Genomic DNA, 14783 nt, shown 5'->3' on the forward strand with positions numbered 1-14783 from the left:
GCGGGGCGGCTAACCCGGCGTCCTGCCGGGTTACCCACGAATTCAAGCCTGCGTTCGGCCAGCGTGGTTTAACGGGGTGCCTGAGATCAAAAGCCAGAGCAAGATCACAAGCAGATCAACAGCGACTCGCTTCGCATCGTGGTTACCGTTGAACGCTACAAGGGTGTGTAAATACCTATGCTCCATCGAGGCCACCATCGGTCGCCCACTCGACATAATCTGTCGCTTTATCTTCATTTGCTGTCGCGCCCCTGTAATTTCACGGTTTTGATCGGTAGAATCGTCGCCTTTCCGTACAACCCCGTGGAGTGATGGCATGGCCGACGTAAACAAGGTCGTTCTCGCGTATTCCGGCGGCCTGGACACTTCGGTGATCCTCAAGTGGCTGCAGGATACTTATAACTGTGAAGTGGTGACCTTCACCGCTGACCTGGGTCAGGGTGAAGAGGTCGAGCCTGCACGTGCCAAGGCGCAAGCCATGGGCGTGAAAGAGATCTACATTGACGACCTGCGCGAAGAGTTCGTCCGCGATTTCGTTTTCCCGATGTTTCGCGCCAACACTGTCTACGAAGGTGAGTACCTGCTGGGTACCTCCATCGCACGTCCATTGATCGCCAAGCGCCTGATCGAGATCGCCAACGAAACCGGTGCCGACGCCATTTCCCACGGCGCCACCGGCAAGGGCAACGACCAGGTCCGTTTCGAACTAGGTGCCTACGCACTCAAGCCAGGCGTGAAAGTCATTGCGCCGTGGCGTGAGTGGGACCTGCTGTCCCGTGAAAAGCTGATGGATTACGCTGAAAAGCACGCCATCCCGATCGAGCGTCATGGCAAGAAGAAGTCGCCGTACTCGATGGACGCCAACCTGCTGCATATTTCCTATGAAGGCGGCGTGCTGGAAGACACCTGGACCGAGCACGAAGAAGACATGTGGAAATGGACCGTCTCCCCGGAGAACGCTCCAGACAAGGCGCAGTACCTGGAACTGACGTACCGCAACGGCGATATCGTCGCGCTGGACGGCGTTGAAATGACCCCGGCCACCGTACTGGCGACCCTGAACCGTATCGGCGGCCAGCATGGTATCGGCCGTCTCGACATCGTCGAGAACCGTTACGTGGGCATGAAGTCCCGTGGCTGCTACGAAACCCCAGGTGGCACCATCATGTTGCGCGCGCACCGCGCCATCGAATCCATCACCCTGGACCGCGAAGTCGCTCACCTCAAAGACGAGCTGATGCCCAAGTACGCCAGCCTGATCTACACCGGTTACTGGTGGAGCCCAGAGCGTCTGATGCTGCAACAGATGATCGACGCCTCCCAGGCTCACGTGAACGGTGTCGTACGCCTGAAGCTGTACAAGGGCAACGTGATCGTCACCGGCCGCAAGTCCGATGAGTCGCTGTTCGACTCCAACATCGCCACCTTCGAAGAAGACGGCGGTGCCTACAATCAGGCCGACGCGGCAGGCTTCATCAAGTTGAACGCACTGCGCATGCGCATTGCTGCCAACAAGGGCCGCTCGTTGTTCTGAGTCGTGCGCCTGTTGTGAAAAATGGCCCCTTGCGCAAGGGGCCATTTTTTTTGCCTGGGTTTTTATGGACGCTTTAAAAGCAGAGCTGTTTATTAATGTTTAGCCTGTGTTTAAGGATTTTCTCGTAACTTGCGCAATTATTTTCCGTTTTTGTCATTTGTTTTTAAGTTTGAATGATTTTTTACATCTGGGGAGGAACTATGTCTGACAGAAAATTCACTCATGTAGTTGCAATGGATATGTGAATTGTTGAATTTTCTGTAGGAATTATGGAAGTGCTGAAATATGTTAAATGGAACTAATGGGAACGGTTGTTCCGGGTTGGTTTGTGCGCGTCATGGCGACAAGCAAGGGGCATTTCCTGAAAGTGTTGTGCGGCACGTTTACTATCAGGGGCTGATGGGCACGATATTTCACTCAAAATATGTACGCGCCAAGAAAGGTCTGAAAGCAACCATAAAGCTCTATGCATCTAAGTTGGCGATTTTTTGTAGGTTAATTCCTATCTTCTTGTGGGTTGGGTCTCTGCCTGCTCTCGTTCGGGGGGGAATGCTATGCCAACTAGTAATCGACTAGGCTATTGTGTTTGCTCTAAATAATTCGAACAGCGAAATTGGACTTTCTCATGAATAAAGTGCTGATCGTGGATGATCATCCCGTCATTCGTCTTGCTGTGCGCATGCTAATGGAGCGTCATGGTTATGAGGTCGTTGCCGAGACTGATAACGGTGTCGATGCGTTGCAACTTGCACGGGAACATCTGCCGGATATTGTGATACTGGATATCGGGATCCCCAAGCTCGACGGCCTGGAAGTTATTTGTCGGCTGGCTTCAACCAAGCAAGCCGTCTCGTTCAAGGTGCTGGTGCTGACGTCCCAGGCCCCCGGCCATTTTTCCATGCGCTGCATGCAGGCGGGGGCCGCCGGCTATGTGTGCAAGCAGCAGGATCTGACAGAGTTGCTCAGTGCCATCAAGGCGGTGCTTTCCGGCTATAGCTATTTCCCGAACCAGGCGCTCAATTCAGTGCGCTCAACCATGGGCAATGCCAGTGAAGCCGACATGGTCGAACGCCTATCGGGGCGGGAGATGATGGTGCTGCAGCAACTGGCCCGTGGCAAAACCAACAAGGAAATTGCCGATGGCATGTTCCTGAGCAACAAAACCGTGAGTACCTACAAGACGCGCTTGCTGCTCAAGCTCAATGCCCGCTCGCTTGTGGATCTGATCGAACTGGCCCAGCGCAACGGTCTGGTCTAGGGAGGATATTGCACCCTTTGAATACACGTGTAACCGGCAGAAAAAAGCCTCCGTCAGGGAGGCTTCCGGCCGTCAACGGCTCGATCAGAAATCGAAGTCGTAATCGGCCAGCTGTTTTTGCAAGCGTCGCTCTTCCAGAAGATTGTCGATAGTGCGGCGTTTGCTCAAATTGGTCTTGGCCACCTCTGCCACAGGTGCCTCTACCACATCGTCATCCGACTCAACGAGGTCGTCTTCCACTTCCAGTTGTTCGTTGCCATCGCTCATAAGGTCAACTCCAGGCTAAGACTGCCGTTGGGGCTCCTTATAGCGATAATCCGCGGACGGGTAAAAAAGATTTTTTCAATCGTCTGATCACAAAAACCAATGATCGCTCAATCGTCGGAGGTTTTGTCCTTGTATTCGCACAAATCTTCGATACGGCAGCTCCCACAGCGCGGCTTGCGGGCTTGGCAAACGTAGCGTCCGTGCAGGATCAGCCAATGATGGGAGTCGAGCAAATAGGGCTTGGGCACGAACTTCATCAACTGCTTTTCTACCTCTACCACATTCTTGCCCCGTGCAATGCCGGTTCGGTTGCTGACGCGGAAAATGTGCGTGTCCACCGCCATGGTCAACTGCCGGAATGCCGTATTGAGCACCACGTTCGCCGTTTTGCGGCCCACGCCTGGCAAGGCTTCCAGGGCTTCGCGGGTTTGTGGCACCTCCCCCCCATGCAGCTCCAACAGCAGGCGGCATGTTTCGATCACATTCTTGGCCTTGCTGTTATACAGGCCGATGGTCTTGATGTATTCGGACAGGCCTTCCACACCCAGGGCGTAAATCGCGGCGGGTGTATTGGCCACGGGGTACAACTTCGCCGTGGCCTTGTTGACGCCAACGTCCGTGGATTGAGCCGAGAGGATCACCGCAATCAGTAACTCGAACGGTGAGGAGTAGGCCAATTCGGTTTTCGGTTCCGGATTGTCTTCGTGAAACCTGCGGAAAATTTCCAGGCGTTTTGCGGCATTCATAGGGACAGACGTTTCCTTGCAGGCGGTCGGCGTGATGTTAGCAATACACAGTGCAGTGGGTCAGCCGTTGGCCTCGGCATCCTGCAGCGTTTGCTCGGCGGCGTTCAAGGCGGTTTTCAAGGTTGCGATTTCATGCGCGTCAGCTTGCTGATCCTGAGCCTTTTTCAACGCAGCCCGGCGCATGGCCAACTGGATCTTTGCGCGCTTGAACTCGGCGCTTTTAGTGGCCGTCTTTGGTGGCTGCGGTGAGCTGTTGGCCTCCAGTGCGGCAAGGGCCTGCTCGGATGCCTCGAACTGTCGCTGCAGCATAATCAATTGCGACTGTTGCTCAAAGGTCGGCGGATGCCCAAATGCTTTCAATGATTTGTGCAACTGAGCGCGACTCATGGCGACGTTGGTTTTGGCCTGCTTGATCGCGGCGTCCAGAGCGGCCTGAGGGTTATCGACCGGTGCCAACGCCATCGGCGCTGTGCGCTTGGCTCGTGCCAGGCGCTCGGCGAGCTTGCAAGCCTCTTCACGTTGCAGGCGGGCGTTACGTTGTTCAAAGCGCCGCCGCGCCCGGTCGCGTTTGAGGTCGCGTGCACGACGTTCGTCATCACTGCGGGCCAAGTCACCGACGATAGGCAAAACCTCAGCGAGCGGACGCATCTCGATGCAGTCGACAGGGCAGGGCGCAACACACAGGTCGCAACCGGTGCACTCATCGACAATCACCGTGTGCATCAGCTTGGCGGCACCCACAATGGCGTCCACCGGGCAAGCCTGGATGCATTTGGTACAACCGATGCATTCGGCCTCGCGGATATAGGCGACCTGCGCAGGCACATCTCCACGGCTGGCGTCCAGGTCCAGTACCGGCAGACGCAGCAGTTGTGCAAGCCCGGCGATAGTTTCCTGCCCACCGGGCGGGCACTTGTTGATGGCTTCGCCTTTAGCGATGCCTTCTGCGTAAGGCTTGCAACCCGGGTGCCCGCACTTGCCGCATTGAGTCTGCGGCAGCAGCGCGTCGATACGTTGAATGAGGTTCATGCTGTGATCATAGCGTTGACGCCCGGCCCAGGGAGGAGGGCAAGCTGAGAAGCCCCGCCGTAGCAACAGCGGGGCATTTTGCAGAGGTTACTTGATGCGTTGACCCGGCTTGGCGCCGCTGTCCGGGCTCAGCAGGTAGATTTCTTCGCCGCCAGGGCCCGCCGCCATCACCATGCCTTCGGAAATGCCGAACTTCATTTTCCGTGGCTTGAGGTTGGCGATCATCATGGTCAGGCGGCCATCGAGCTTGGACGGGTCCGGGTAAGCGCTCTTGATGCCGGAAAACACGTTGCGCTGTTCGTCGCCGATATCCAGCGTCAGGCGCAGCAGCTTGTCGGCACCTTCCACGGCTTCTGCCTTGATGATCAGTGCCACGCGCAGGTCCACGGCGGCAAAGGCGTCGAAATCGATTTCCGGGGAAATCGGGTCCTTGGCCAGCTCGCCATTGCCCGCCGGCGCAGATTGGCCGGTATCGGTCTGGCTGGCGACCAGGTCTTCTTTCGAAGCGTCGGTCATGGCCTGGACTTTCACCGGGTCAATCCGGGTCATCAAGGGTTTGAACGCGTTCAACTGATGATTACCGAGCAAGGTGGTGTGATCGTTCCAGCTCAACGGCGCCACATTGAGGAACGCCTCGGCATCGGCGGCCAGCAACGGCAGCACCGGCTTGAGGAAGATCACCAACTGACGGAACAGGTTGACGCCGGTAGCGCAGATAGCCTGGACTTCAGCCTCCTTGCCTTCCTGCTTGTTCAGCGACCACGGTGCCTTGTCGGCGATCCAGGCGTTGGCACGGTCGGCCAGGCCCATGATCTCGCGCATGGCGCGGGCAAAGTCGCGGGCTTCATAAGCGTCGGCGATGCTCGGCGCGGCGGCCAGGAAGGCGTCGGTCAGTTCCGGTGCGGCGTTCTCGGCCACCAATACGCCGGCGTTGCCCTTGTGGATAAACCCGGCACAACGGCTGGCGATGTTGACGACTTTGCCGACCAGGTCCGAGTTGACCTTCTGTACAAAGTCTTCCAGGTTCAGGTCCAGGTCGTCGACGCCACGGCCCAGCTTGGACGCGTAGTAATAGCGCAGGTATTCCGGCGACAGGTGGTCCAGGTAGGTGCGCGCCTTGATAAAGGTGCCACGGGACTTGGACATTTTCTGGCCGTTGACCGTCAGGTAGCCGTGCACGGCAATGCCGGTCGGCTTGCGGTAGCCCGAGCCTTCAAGCATCGCTGGCCAGAACAGCGCGTGGAAGTTGACGATGTCCTTGCCGATGAAGTGGTACAGCTCGGCGGTGGAGTCCTTGCCCCAGAACGCGTCGAAGTCCAGCTGCGGGGTGCGGTCGCACAGGTTCTTGAAGCTGGCCATATAGCCGATCGGCGCGTCCAGCCATACATAGAAGTACTTGCCCGGCTCGCCCGGAATTTCGAAGCCGAAGTACGGCGCGTCGCGGGAGATGTCCCACTGCTGCAGGCCACTGTCGAGCCATTCGGAGAGTTTGTTGGCCACGGCGTCCTGCAAGGTGCCGCTGCGCGTCCAGGTTTGCAGCATTTGCTGGAAATCCGGGAGCTTGAAGAAGAAGTGCTGCGAGTCCTTGAGTACCGGCGTGGCGCCGGAGATCGCCGACTTGGGATCCTTCAAGTCGGTCGGTGCGTAGGTCGCGCCGCACTTTTCGCAGTTGTCGCCGTACTGGTCTTCGGTGCCGCATTTCGGGCAAGTGCCCTTGATGAAGCGGTCGGCCAGGAACATTTTCTTTTCCGGGTCGAAATACTGGGTCACCGAACGTTGGTCGATGTGCCCGGCTTCCTTCAACCGCAGGTAGATCTGGCTCGACAACTCGCGGTTTTCGTCGGAGTGGGTCGAGTGGAAATTGTCGAAGTCCACCAGGAACTCGGCAAAGTCGGCGCTGTGTTCAGCCTGCACATTGGCGATCAGTTGTTCCGGGGTGATGCCTTCCTTTTCGGCGCGCAGCATGATGGCCGAACCATGGGCGTCGTCCGCGCAGACATAAATGCATTGATTGCCGCGATGCTTCTGGAAGCGCACCCACATATCGGTCTGGATGTACTCAAGCATATGGCCAAGATGGATGGAACCATTGGCATAGGGCAGGGCGCTGGTGACGAGGATCTTGCGTGGCTCGGACATGGGGCTCGGCTACTTGATGAAACGGAGGTCGGCCACTATAAAGCGCCGGGAAATTTATTTCACCCCGTGACGCTGTTTCAGAATCTTCCACGCCTTCGAAAGCATGCCGTTCAGCGGCTGGAACGGTTAGGATAGCCGCCTGTTTCAGTCAGTCTTTTTTCGGGAGTAGCCCATGAGCGCCGTCAATCGCGCAGCGGTGGAAGCCGTTCTTCGCCAGTACACCGACCCTTATTTGAACCAGGACCCGGTCAGTGCCGGCTGTGTGCGTGCCATCGAGGTCCAGGGCGACCAGGTGTCGGTGCAGTTGCAACTGGGTTATGCCGCGGGTCTGTTCAAAAGCGGTTGGGCACAGATGCTGCAAATGGCCATCGAGGGCCTCGACGGTGTGGGTTCGGCCAAGGTCGACATCCAATGCGTGATCGCGCCGCACAAGGCCCAGGCGCAGATCCCGGGCCTGGCCAACGTCAAGAATGTGGTGGCGGTGGCTTCCGGCAAGGGCGGCGTGGGTAAATCCACCACCGCGGCCAACCTGGCCCTGGCCCTGGCGCGAGAAGGTGCGCGCGTGGGCATTCTCGATGCCGACATCTACGGGCCGAGCCAGGGCGTGATGTTCGGCATCGCCGAAGGCACACGGCCGAAGGTCAAGGATCAGAAATGGTTTGTGCCCATCGAGTCGCTAGGTGTGGAAGTGATGTCCATGGCGTTTCTCACCGATGACAACACGCCGATGGTCTGGCGCGGCCCGATGGTCTCCGGCGCGTTGCTGCAATTGGTCACACAAACGGCGTGGGGCGACCTCGACTACCTGGTGATCGACATGCCGCCAGGCACCGGTGACATCCAGTTGACCCTGGCGCAGAAAGTGCCGGTGGCCGGTGCGGTGATTGTCACCACGCCCCAGGACCTGGCGCTGCTCGACGCCAGGAAAGGTGTGGAGATGTTCCGCAAGGTCAACATCCCGGTGCTGGGCGTGGTGGAAAACATGGCGGTGCATATCTGTTCCAACTGCGGGCATGCCGAGCATCTGTTCGGTGAGGGCGGGGGCGAGAAGCTCGCCACTCAGTATGGCGTTGAACTGCTGGCATCGTTGCCATTGGCGATGGAGATTCGCGAGCAGGCCGATGGTGGCAAACCTACCGTCGCGGCAGAGGCTGATGGGCAGATCGCGATGATCTATCAGGAATTGGCCCGTCATGTGGGGGCGCGGATTGTATTGCAGGAAGCGGCGGCGCCGGCGATGCCGACCATTACGGTCAGTGACGATTGATTAGGCTGTAACGGATAGGCGAAAAGCCTGACGCCCAGCGGTGCTCTTGGGTTTTTCGCGAGCAAGCTCGCTCCTACAGGTGGGGAAGCTAATAGGGTTTGTTGCTATTTTGCGTAATGCGCGTGTAAGCATTCGCTTACTTTTTCGTAAGTGTTTGGGTTTTTTGGCGGTTGCGTACGTCTTGAAATGACGAAGCTATTATCTATCTTATTGAAAGATAATGATTATTTTCGCGAGTGAGAGCGGTAGAGTTTGTCAGACCGCTGAGGGCATCGCGTTGAACTTCCCTTGGAACGCTCTAACATCAGCCCTGTGTCCACGGATTGGCACAGCCATCAAGGAACGATGGTTTGAAGGAACGTCGCAGGATGCGATTCATCAGGATGATGAAAAGGAATACAGGGACTAGGGAAAAAATGTGGGCGGGTCATACCGCCCCTTTTTTTTGACTGTAGAAAAGTAAAACGCTCCCTTCAGAAACGCAAAAAGGCCCGCAAGGGGCCTTTTGGGGGCGACGACGCTATCAGCGTTCGAGGTCTGCAATCTTACCTTTCTTGCCATCCCACTCCGCTGCATCGGGCATCGGGTCTTTGCGCTCGGTGATATTCGGCCAGATTTCCGCCAACTCGACGTTCAGCTGAATAAACTCCTGCATCTCCGCAGGCACTTCGTCCTCGGAGAAAATCGCGACGGCCGGGCATTCTGGTTCACACAGGGCGCAGTCGATGCACTCATCCGGGTGGATAACCAGGAAATTCGGGCCTTCGTAGAAGCAGTCCACCGGACAGACTTCTACGCAGTCGGTGTACTTGCACTTGATGCAGTTGTCGGTGACGACGAAGGTCATTTCTAATTTTCTCCTCAGGCGGCGGCAGCGAAACCCCTTGTGGTGGGGTTCGCGAGGTTTGAGAGCGATAGTCTGCGGACCAGGCTAAAAGCCCGCAGCATCCCAAACCGCGCGAGATTCTATCAGCTTGCAAGCGTCTGCGTTATATCCGAGTCTTCAGTGCATATAACATTTCGAGCGCTTTACGCGGCGTCAAGTCATCCAGGTCAAGCTTTGCCAACTCATCCAGCACCGGATGGGGCAGGCTGGCGAACATATCGCTCTGGTGCGGCGCGGCAGGTTTCTTGCTGGCCTTGGCAGGGCTGGTGACCACGGTTTCATGGGGCAGCGCCGTGGTTTCCAGGCGGCTTAGGTGTTCACGGGCACGGGTGATCACCTCGTTCGGCACGCCGGCCAACTGCGCCACGGCCAGGCCGTAGCTCTGGCTTGCCGGCCCTGGCAGCACATGGTGCAGGAACACGATGCGCTCGTTGTGCTCGGTGGCATTGAGATGCACGTTGGCCACCAGCGGCTCGCTTTCTGGCAACACGGTCAGCTCGAAGTAGTGCGTGGCAAATAGCGTGTACGCACGCAGATGCGCCAAGCGTTCAGCCGCCGCCCAGGCCAGGGACAGGCCGTCGAAGGTGCTGGTGCCGCGGCCCACTTCGTCCATCAGCACCAGGCTGCGCTCGGTGGCGTTGTGCAGGATGTTGGCGGTCTCGCTCATTTCCACCATAAAGGTCGAACGGCCACCGGCCAGGTCATCGCTGGAGCCGATCCGCGTGAAAATGCGGTCCACCAGCGACAATTCGCAACTGGCTGCCGGTACGAAGCTGCCGATATGCGCCAACAACACGATCAACGCGGTCTGGCGCATGTAGGTGGATTTACCACCCATGTTCGGACCGGTGATCACCAACATGCGGGTATCGTCGTCCAGCGACAGGTCGTTGGCGACGAACGGCGTAGTCAGCACCTGCTCTACCACCGGGTGACGACCTTGCACGATGCGCATGCACGGTTCGCTCACAAACCGTGGGCAATTGAGGTCCAGGTTCAGCGCCCGTTCGGCGAGGTTGCTCAACACATCCAGCTCCGCCAGGGCGGCGGCGGTGTCTTGCAACGGCGCCAGGCGGCTGATCAAGTCCTCGAGCAAGGCTTCGTAGAGCATCTTTTCCCGAGCCAGGGCGCGGCTTTTGGCCGACAGCGCCTTGTCTTCGAACGCTTTGAGCTCGGGGGTGATAAAACGCTCGGCGCCTTTGAGGGTCTGGCGACGTTGATAATCGATAGGCGCCGACTCGGCCTGTTTGCTCGGCAGCTCAATAAAGTAGCCATGCACACGGTTGTAGCCGACCTTCAGGTTAGCCAGGCCTGTGCGGGCTTTTTCACGGGCTTCCAGGTCGATCAGGAACTGCCCGGCGTTTTCGCTCAGCGATTGCAGCTCATCCAACTCGCTGTCATAGCCGGTTTTCAACACGCCGCCGTCACGAATGATCGCCGGTGGGTTGTCGATGATGGCCTTTTCTAGCAGCGCTGCGAGGTCCGGGTAAGTGCCGGCGGTGACTGCAAGCTGTTGCAGGTGCGGCGTGTCCAGTTCGGTCATTGCTACTTGCAACTGTGGCAGGGCGCTCAGGGCATCACGCAAGCGCGCCAGGTCACGGGGCCGCGCATTGCGCAGGCCGATCCGTGCCAGGATGCGCTCGATATCGCCAATCTCTTTCAGTTGGGGCTGCAGCTTTTCAAAGCGGTAGCCGTCGAGCAGGCACGTAATAGAAGACTGGCGCGCTTGCAGCACCGTCAAATCCCGCAACGGACGGTTCAACCAACGGGTCAGCAAACGGCTGCCCATGGCGGTCTGGCAACGGTCCACCACCGATTGCAGAGTGTTATCACGCCCACCGGCCAGGTTGGTATCCAGCTCCAGGTTGCGACGGCTGGCGCCATCGAGCACCACGGTATCGTCCAGACGCTCATGGCGCAGGCTGCGCAAGTGCGGCAGGGCGGTGCGCTGGGTTTCCTTGGCGTAGCTGAGCAGGCAACCGGCGGCACCGATGGCCAGGGTCAGCGTCTCGCAACCAAAGCCTTTAAGGTCCTGCACCGAGAACTGCTGGCAAAGACTTTTCAGCGCCGAATCACGCTCAAAATCCCACGGCGCACGACGCTTGGTCCCACGACGCTTCTCTGCGGGCAAGTCCTTGGGCCAATCATCCGGAATCAACAACTCCACCGGATTGATGCGCTCCAGCTCCGCCAGCAGGTTCTCCCAGCCCTTGATCTCCAGCACGCTGAAGTTGCCGCTGGTGATATCCAGCACCGACAGGCCGAACAAACGCTCATCGCCCAATACCGCCGCGATCAGGTTATCGCGACGCTCATCCAGTAACGCCTCATCACTCACCGTGCCCGGCGTAATAATGCGCACCACCTGGCGTTCCACCGGGCCTTTACTCGTGGCCGGGTCGCCGACCTGCTCACAGATCACCACCGACTCGCCCAGCTTCACCAGCTTGACCAGGTAGCCCTCCAACGAGTGGTAAGGAATCCCACACATCGGAATCGACTGCCCCGCCGACTGCCCGCGCGCGGTCAGGGTGATATCCAGCAGCTTGGCGGCCTTCTTCGCGTCTTCGTAGAAGATCTCGTAGAAGTCGCCCATGCGATAGAACATCAACTGATCAGGGTGCTGGTTTTTCAGGCGCCAGTACTGCTGCATCATCGGGGTGTGGGAGGATAGATCGGAGGTGTTTTTACTCATTGGGTAATAGGCAAATTCGTTGAAAGTGATGGGGCAAAGGGGGCGCTTGGCCCAGCATTTTTTGCGATGGCGGCAAGGTTAACACGCGAGGTCGGACCTTCGCAGGTCGCAAACGGACGGGTAACTGTGAAGGAGAAAGACATCGATGCTCTATCGATCAGCACGAGCGGGGTTTGAGTGTGCAAGCAGCCCGTATAAGGCCCTATTTAGCCTTACGCCCACTAGCCGGAAACAACCCTCTGATCACCCCGAGAAACGCCGCAAACAGATTGATCGAAGTTGCCGTAGTGATAGCAATCAACACATTGTCCGAGAACGGCGCTTTACCCGAGTAATACGTCGACCACCCATTCCATACCAGCAGAACCGCCCAGAAAATCACGCCGCAGGCAGCAAACCAGAACGCACGCCCTGCATATTTCTTGCGCAGTTGCCGTTCGGCCTTTTGGTCTTTTAAGTTCTGGTTTCTTTCATCGTCGGTGCCTATGGCTTGCTCGCCACCGGCCTGGGTGTCCTGGTCCGGCCCTGCTGCGGGGGGCAGGGTGAGTTCCAGGTTGTCGAGTTCTTCACTCACGGATGCGGCTCTTTGGGTGAATGAGTGTTGCCATGTCTTCCCAGTCTATGGCGGAACCGTCGGCGCCCTTGAGGGCCCAGGCTGTGCCGTCCTCGTGGGACAGGTTGGACAGTTGGGTGCCGGACCATTTGCCGTATTTGTTGATGATCCGGTCAATCAAACGATGGGTGTAGGTATCGCTCTCGGGCACTCTCGGTGTAACGAAGACAATGTCTTCGGCGTCGGGCTTCAGGTTGCTGAGCAGCGACGTCACCGGCCGGCTGCCGTAGGATTTCAACTCATGGTACAGCGACGGGATAACCGGGCCATATTGCCAGCGGGCGAAGTGATCATCCATCAGGGGCTGATTACGTTCGCGCAGATGCCAGGACTGTGTGTAGAACAGCAGTTTTTGCAGCTTCATGGGCGTGAGGCCCGAAAGCTTGCCTTCTTTCGCGCGTTCAATGAAGGCGTTAGCGACAGCTAGCGCTGAATAAGCCATGAGCACCTCCGTCGTTGCTGGCTAGGTTGCTACAGAGTCTTATACATAGGCCCAGAGTTGTCGATAAGCAAGGGGGGCACCCTGCAGCAATATGAAGAGGGGAGGATAGTAGAGGGTAATTAACTGTTTGCATATACAGTATTTTGTTTCGGGCCGATTACAATTTGATTGTTTAATGCATAAATATGCAAATTAGCATTTGCCAACCCCCAAAACTCCCGTCACTATCCGCGCTATGCAAAAACGCAATGTTTCTATCGTCTTAAGAGAACTGCTGGACCGCGACCGGATCTCCCCCACGGAGCTTCACCGACGCACTGGCGTGCCTCAATCCACACTGTCCCGGATCCTCAGCGGCAAGATCGTTGATCCGTCGGATAAACACATCTCCCGTATCGCCGAATATTTTCGCGTGAGCACTGATTACCTGCGCGGGCGCGCAGCAGTGGGCGCTTTGCGCGATGACGGGCGCGACCCGATGCATTCGGAACTCAAGGACATAAGCCTGTGGGACGACGACACCCCCGTTAATGATGACGAGGTGTCGATCCCCTTTCTGCGCGAGGTTGAATTGGCTGCTGGATCAGGAAGATTCGTCATCGAGGAAAGCGAGAAGGCCAGCCTGCGGTTCGGCAAGCGCAGCCTGCGGCATAACGGTGTGCAGTTCGACCAGGCCAAGTGCGTGACGGTGCGCGGCAACAGTATGTTGCCGGTGTTGCGCGACGGCGCCACGGTGGGGGTGAATGCCGGCAAGAGCGGCATTGGCGATATTGTGGATGGCGACTTGTATGCCATCAATCACAACGGCCAGTTGCGGGTTAAACAGCTCTACCGCCTGCCATCCGGGATTCGCCTGCGCAGCTTCAACCGTGATGAACATCCGGATGAGGACTACAGCTTTCAGGAGATCCAGGACGAGCAGATCAGCATCCTCGGTCATGTTTTCTGGTGGGGCATGTACGCCCGTTAATCTCCACGCGTAAGAAGAAACCCGCCCATGTGCGGGTTTTTTTTCGCCCCTAGAAAACCGGCCAAGCCCAAGCCCGTAAGGCTTCCAATGCACCCATGCATTTCCGCAGCAAAAATAAATGCATCTGTGCATTGACTGTATATGCATACATGCATATTCTTCATCTCAAGCCAGCCAACAAGGCCTGGTGGAGGCGGCAAGGATGCCGCCAAGGAAGACAAGGAAGGCACGCAACATCGGCAAGGACGCCATCGAAGCGATGGCAGGGATGCCAGGCAACACCGGCAAGGATGCCGACGCTCTTTAGTTTCAACGCTTCAACAACAGGCAGCGATGAACCGGCCTTAACGGTTCAGAGGGTTGGCAACTGACCCGGGTGTGCAGCGTAAAGCACCAGAAGCAGTTATCCGGCAGACAGGGATCGTGGTCGGAAAAACATCGAGGAAAGGACCGTACCGCGCCAGTAGCGCCGAAAGTCCGAGGACAGCATTACTGAAAAGCCCGGGCGACCGGGCTTTTTGGAATGCCTACCTATCCAAGCATTTGTAAATGAAATACGGACTATTTATTGCTCAGCCAGGAGGCGTGACATGACAAATGAACAGCAAGCGTTAGCGGAAATGCCTATCTGGCTGGTGATCGTATTGGCGGTGATCGGCGGGGTCTCAGGTGAAATGTGGCGCGCCGATAAAGAGGGCGCGCGTGGCTGGTCGCTGATCCGCCGATTGGCCCTGCGTTCCGGGGCGTGCATGGTCTGCGGGGTGTCGGCCCTGATGCTGTGCTACGCCGCCGGCATGTCGATCTGGACCGCCGGCGCCATTGGTTGCCTGACCGCCATGGCCGGTGCCGATGTGGCCATCGGCCTTTATGAACGATGGGCGGCCAAGCGCATCGGGATCAACCAAGGCTCCGGCCAGGACCCGCACTAATCGTTGCA

Annotated in this window: 13 protein-coding genes; 5 read left to right on the top strand and 8 right to left on the bottom strand. The window is 57.7% G+C overall.

From position 1 onward, the window contains the following. Positions 1-316: 316 nt before the first annotated feature. Together DK871_RS23165 and DK871_RS23170 are read left to right on the top strand one after the other, a co-directional pair. Complete coding sequence (locus tag DK871_RS23165) at positions 317-1534, top strand: argininosuccinate synthase (protein ID WP_003188984.1); 1218 nt, start codon at positions 317-319, stop codon at positions 1532-1534. A gap of 625 nt (positions 1535-2159) precedes the next feature. Then, positions 2160-2792: a response regulator transcription factor gene (locus tag DK871_RS23170; protein WP_161906780.1), complete on the top strand. Its 633-nt coding sequence runs from the start codon at positions 2160-2162 to the stop codon at positions 2790-2792. An 84-nt stretch (positions 2793-2876) separates the two neighbouring features. Here the strand turns inward: DK871_RS23170 and DK871_RS23175 are convergent, their stop codons facing one another. The 4 genes from DK871_RS23175 to metG all read right to left on the bottom strand — a co-directional run bounded on the left by DK871_RS23175 (position 2877) and on the right by metG (position 6973). Continuing rightward, complete coding sequence (locus DK871_RS23175; RefSeq protein WP_161906781.1) at positions 2877-3059, bottom strand: PA3496 family putative envelope integrity protein; 183 nt, start codon at positions 3057-3059, stop codon at positions 2877-2879. Between the two features lie 107 nt (positions 3060-3166). Next, positions 3167-3805, bottom strand: coding sequence for an endonuclease III (gene nth, locus DK871_RS23180; protein ID WP_003188989.1), 639 nt, complete (start codon positions 3803-3805; stop codon positions 3167-3169). A 60-nt stretch (positions 3806-3865) separates the two neighbouring features. Continuing rightward, complete coding sequence (gene rsxB, locus DK871_RS23185; protein WP_161906782.1) at positions 3866-4834, bottom strand: electron transport complex subunit RsxB; 969 nt, start codon at positions 4832-4834, stop codon at positions 3866-3868. A gap of 87 nt (positions 4835-4921) precedes the next feature. Next, positions 4922-6973 (bottom strand): methionine--tRNA ligase, encoded by a 2052-nt coding sequence (gene metG, locus DK871_RS23190; protein WP_014717146.1) that lies wholly within the window; start codon positions 6971-6973, stop codon positions 4922-4924. A gap of 172 nt (positions 6974-7145) precedes the next feature. On the opposite strand from metG, the gene apbC reads away from it, so the two are divergent. Then, entirely contained in the window at positions 7146-8240 is a 1095-nt protein-coding gene (gene apbC / locus DK871_RS23195) for an iron-sulfur cluster carrier protein ApbC (protein WP_161906783.1), read from the top strand. Positions 8241-8763: 523 nt separating this feature from the next. Here apbC and fdxA read toward each other — a convergent pair. From fdxA to DK871_RS23215, 4 genes are all read right to left on the bottom strand, one after another. Beyond that, on the bottom strand, positions 8764-9087 hold the full coding sequence (fdxA, locus tag DK871_RS23200) for a ferredoxin FdxA (RefSeq protein WP_003208688.1): 324 nt from the start codon (positions 9085-9087) through the stop codon (positions 8764-8766). A gap of 142 nt (positions 9088-9229) precedes the next feature. Then, the gene (gene mutS / locus DK871_RS23205; protein ID WP_161906784.1) at positions 9230-11821 is read right to left on the bottom strand and encodes a DNA mismatch repair protein MutS; all 2592 of its coding nucleotides are present in this window, start codon (positions 11819-11821) and stop codon (positions 9230-9232) included. Positions 11822-12023: 202 nt separating this feature from the next. Beyond that, positions 12024-12395: a hypothetical protein gene (locus DK871_RS23210; RefSeq protein WP_003189003.1), complete on the bottom strand. Its 372-nt coding sequence runs from the start codon at positions 12393-12395 to the stop codon at positions 12024-12026. After that, a complete protein-coding gene (locus DK871_RS23215; protein WP_161906785.1) occupies positions 12388-12876 on the bottom strand; it encodes a Panacea domain-containing protein in 489 nt (162 codons plus the stop codon). The genes DK871_RS23210 and DK871_RS23215 overlap by 8 nt, the downstream gene beginning before the upstream one ends. Positions 12877-13102: 226 nt before the next feature. Between DK871_RS23215 and DK871_RS23220 the strand changes: the two genes are divergently transcribed. Further along, positions 13103-13846, top strand: coding sequence for an XRE family transcriptional regulator (locus DK871_RS23220; protein ID WP_169855582.1), 744 nt, complete (start codon positions 13103-13105; stop codon positions 13844-13846). A gap of 590 nt (positions 13847-14436) precedes the next feature. Beyond that, complete coding sequence (locus tag DK871_RS23225; protein WP_003189007.1) at positions 14437-14775, top strand: phage holin family protein; 339 nt, start codon at positions 14437-14439, stop codon at positions 14773-14775. Positions 14776-14783: the final 8 nt, after the last annotated feature.

The organism is Pseudomonas sp. L13, from assembly GCF_009935965.1.
GTDB lineage: Bacteria > Pseudomonadota > Gammaproteobacteria > Pseudomonadales > Pseudomonadaceae > Aquipseudomonas > Aquipseudomonas lactis.

What these genes read in the sequence shown, in the direction of transcription:
- DK871_RS23165 (WP_003188984.1), top strand. Translation starts at nt 317, where the DNA reads ATGGCCGACGTAAACAAGGTCGTTCTCGCGTATTCCGGCGGCCTGGAC.
- DK871_RS23170 (WP_161906780.1), top strand. Translation starts at nt 2,160, where the DNA reads ATGAATAAAGTGCTGATCGTGGATGATCATCCCGTCATTCGTCTTGCT.
- DK871_RS23175 (WP_161906781.1), bottom strand. Translation starts at nt 3,059, where the DNA reads ATGAGCGATGGCAACGAACAACTGGAAGTGGAAGACGACCTCGTTGAG.
- nth (WP_003188989.1), bottom strand. Translation starts at nt 3,805, where the DNA reads ATGAATGCCGCAAAACGCCTGGAAATTTTCCGCAGGTTTCACGAAGAC.
- rsxB (WP_161906782.1), bottom strand. Translation starts at nt 4,834, where the DNA reads ATGAACCTCATTCAACGTATCGACGCGCTGCTGCCGCAGACTCAATGC.
- metG (WP_014717146.1), bottom strand. Translation starts at nt 6,973, where the DNA reads ATGTCCGAGCCACGCAAGATCCTCGTCACCAGCGCCCTGCCCTATGCC.
- apbC (WP_161906783.1), top strand. Translation starts at nt 7,146, where the DNA reads ATGAGCGCCGTCAATCGCGCAGCGGTGGAAGCCGTTCTTCGCCAGTAC.
- fdxA (WP_003208688.1), bottom strand. Translation starts at nt 9,087, where the DNA reads ATGACCTTCGTCGTCACCGACAACTGCATCAAGTGCAAGTACACCGAC.
- mutS (WP_161906784.1), bottom strand. Translation starts at nt 11,821, where the DNA reads ATGAGTAAAAACACCTCCGATCTATCCTCCCACACCCCGATGATGCAG.
- DK871_RS23215 (WP_161906785.1), bottom strand. Translation starts at nt 12,876, where the DNA reads ATGGCTTATTCAGCGCTAGCTGTCGCTAACGCCTTCATTGAACGCGCG.
- DK871_RS23225 (WP_003189007.1), top strand. Translation starts at nt 14,437, where the DNA reads ATGACAAATGAACAGCAAGCGTTAGCGGAAATGCCTATCTGGCTGGTG.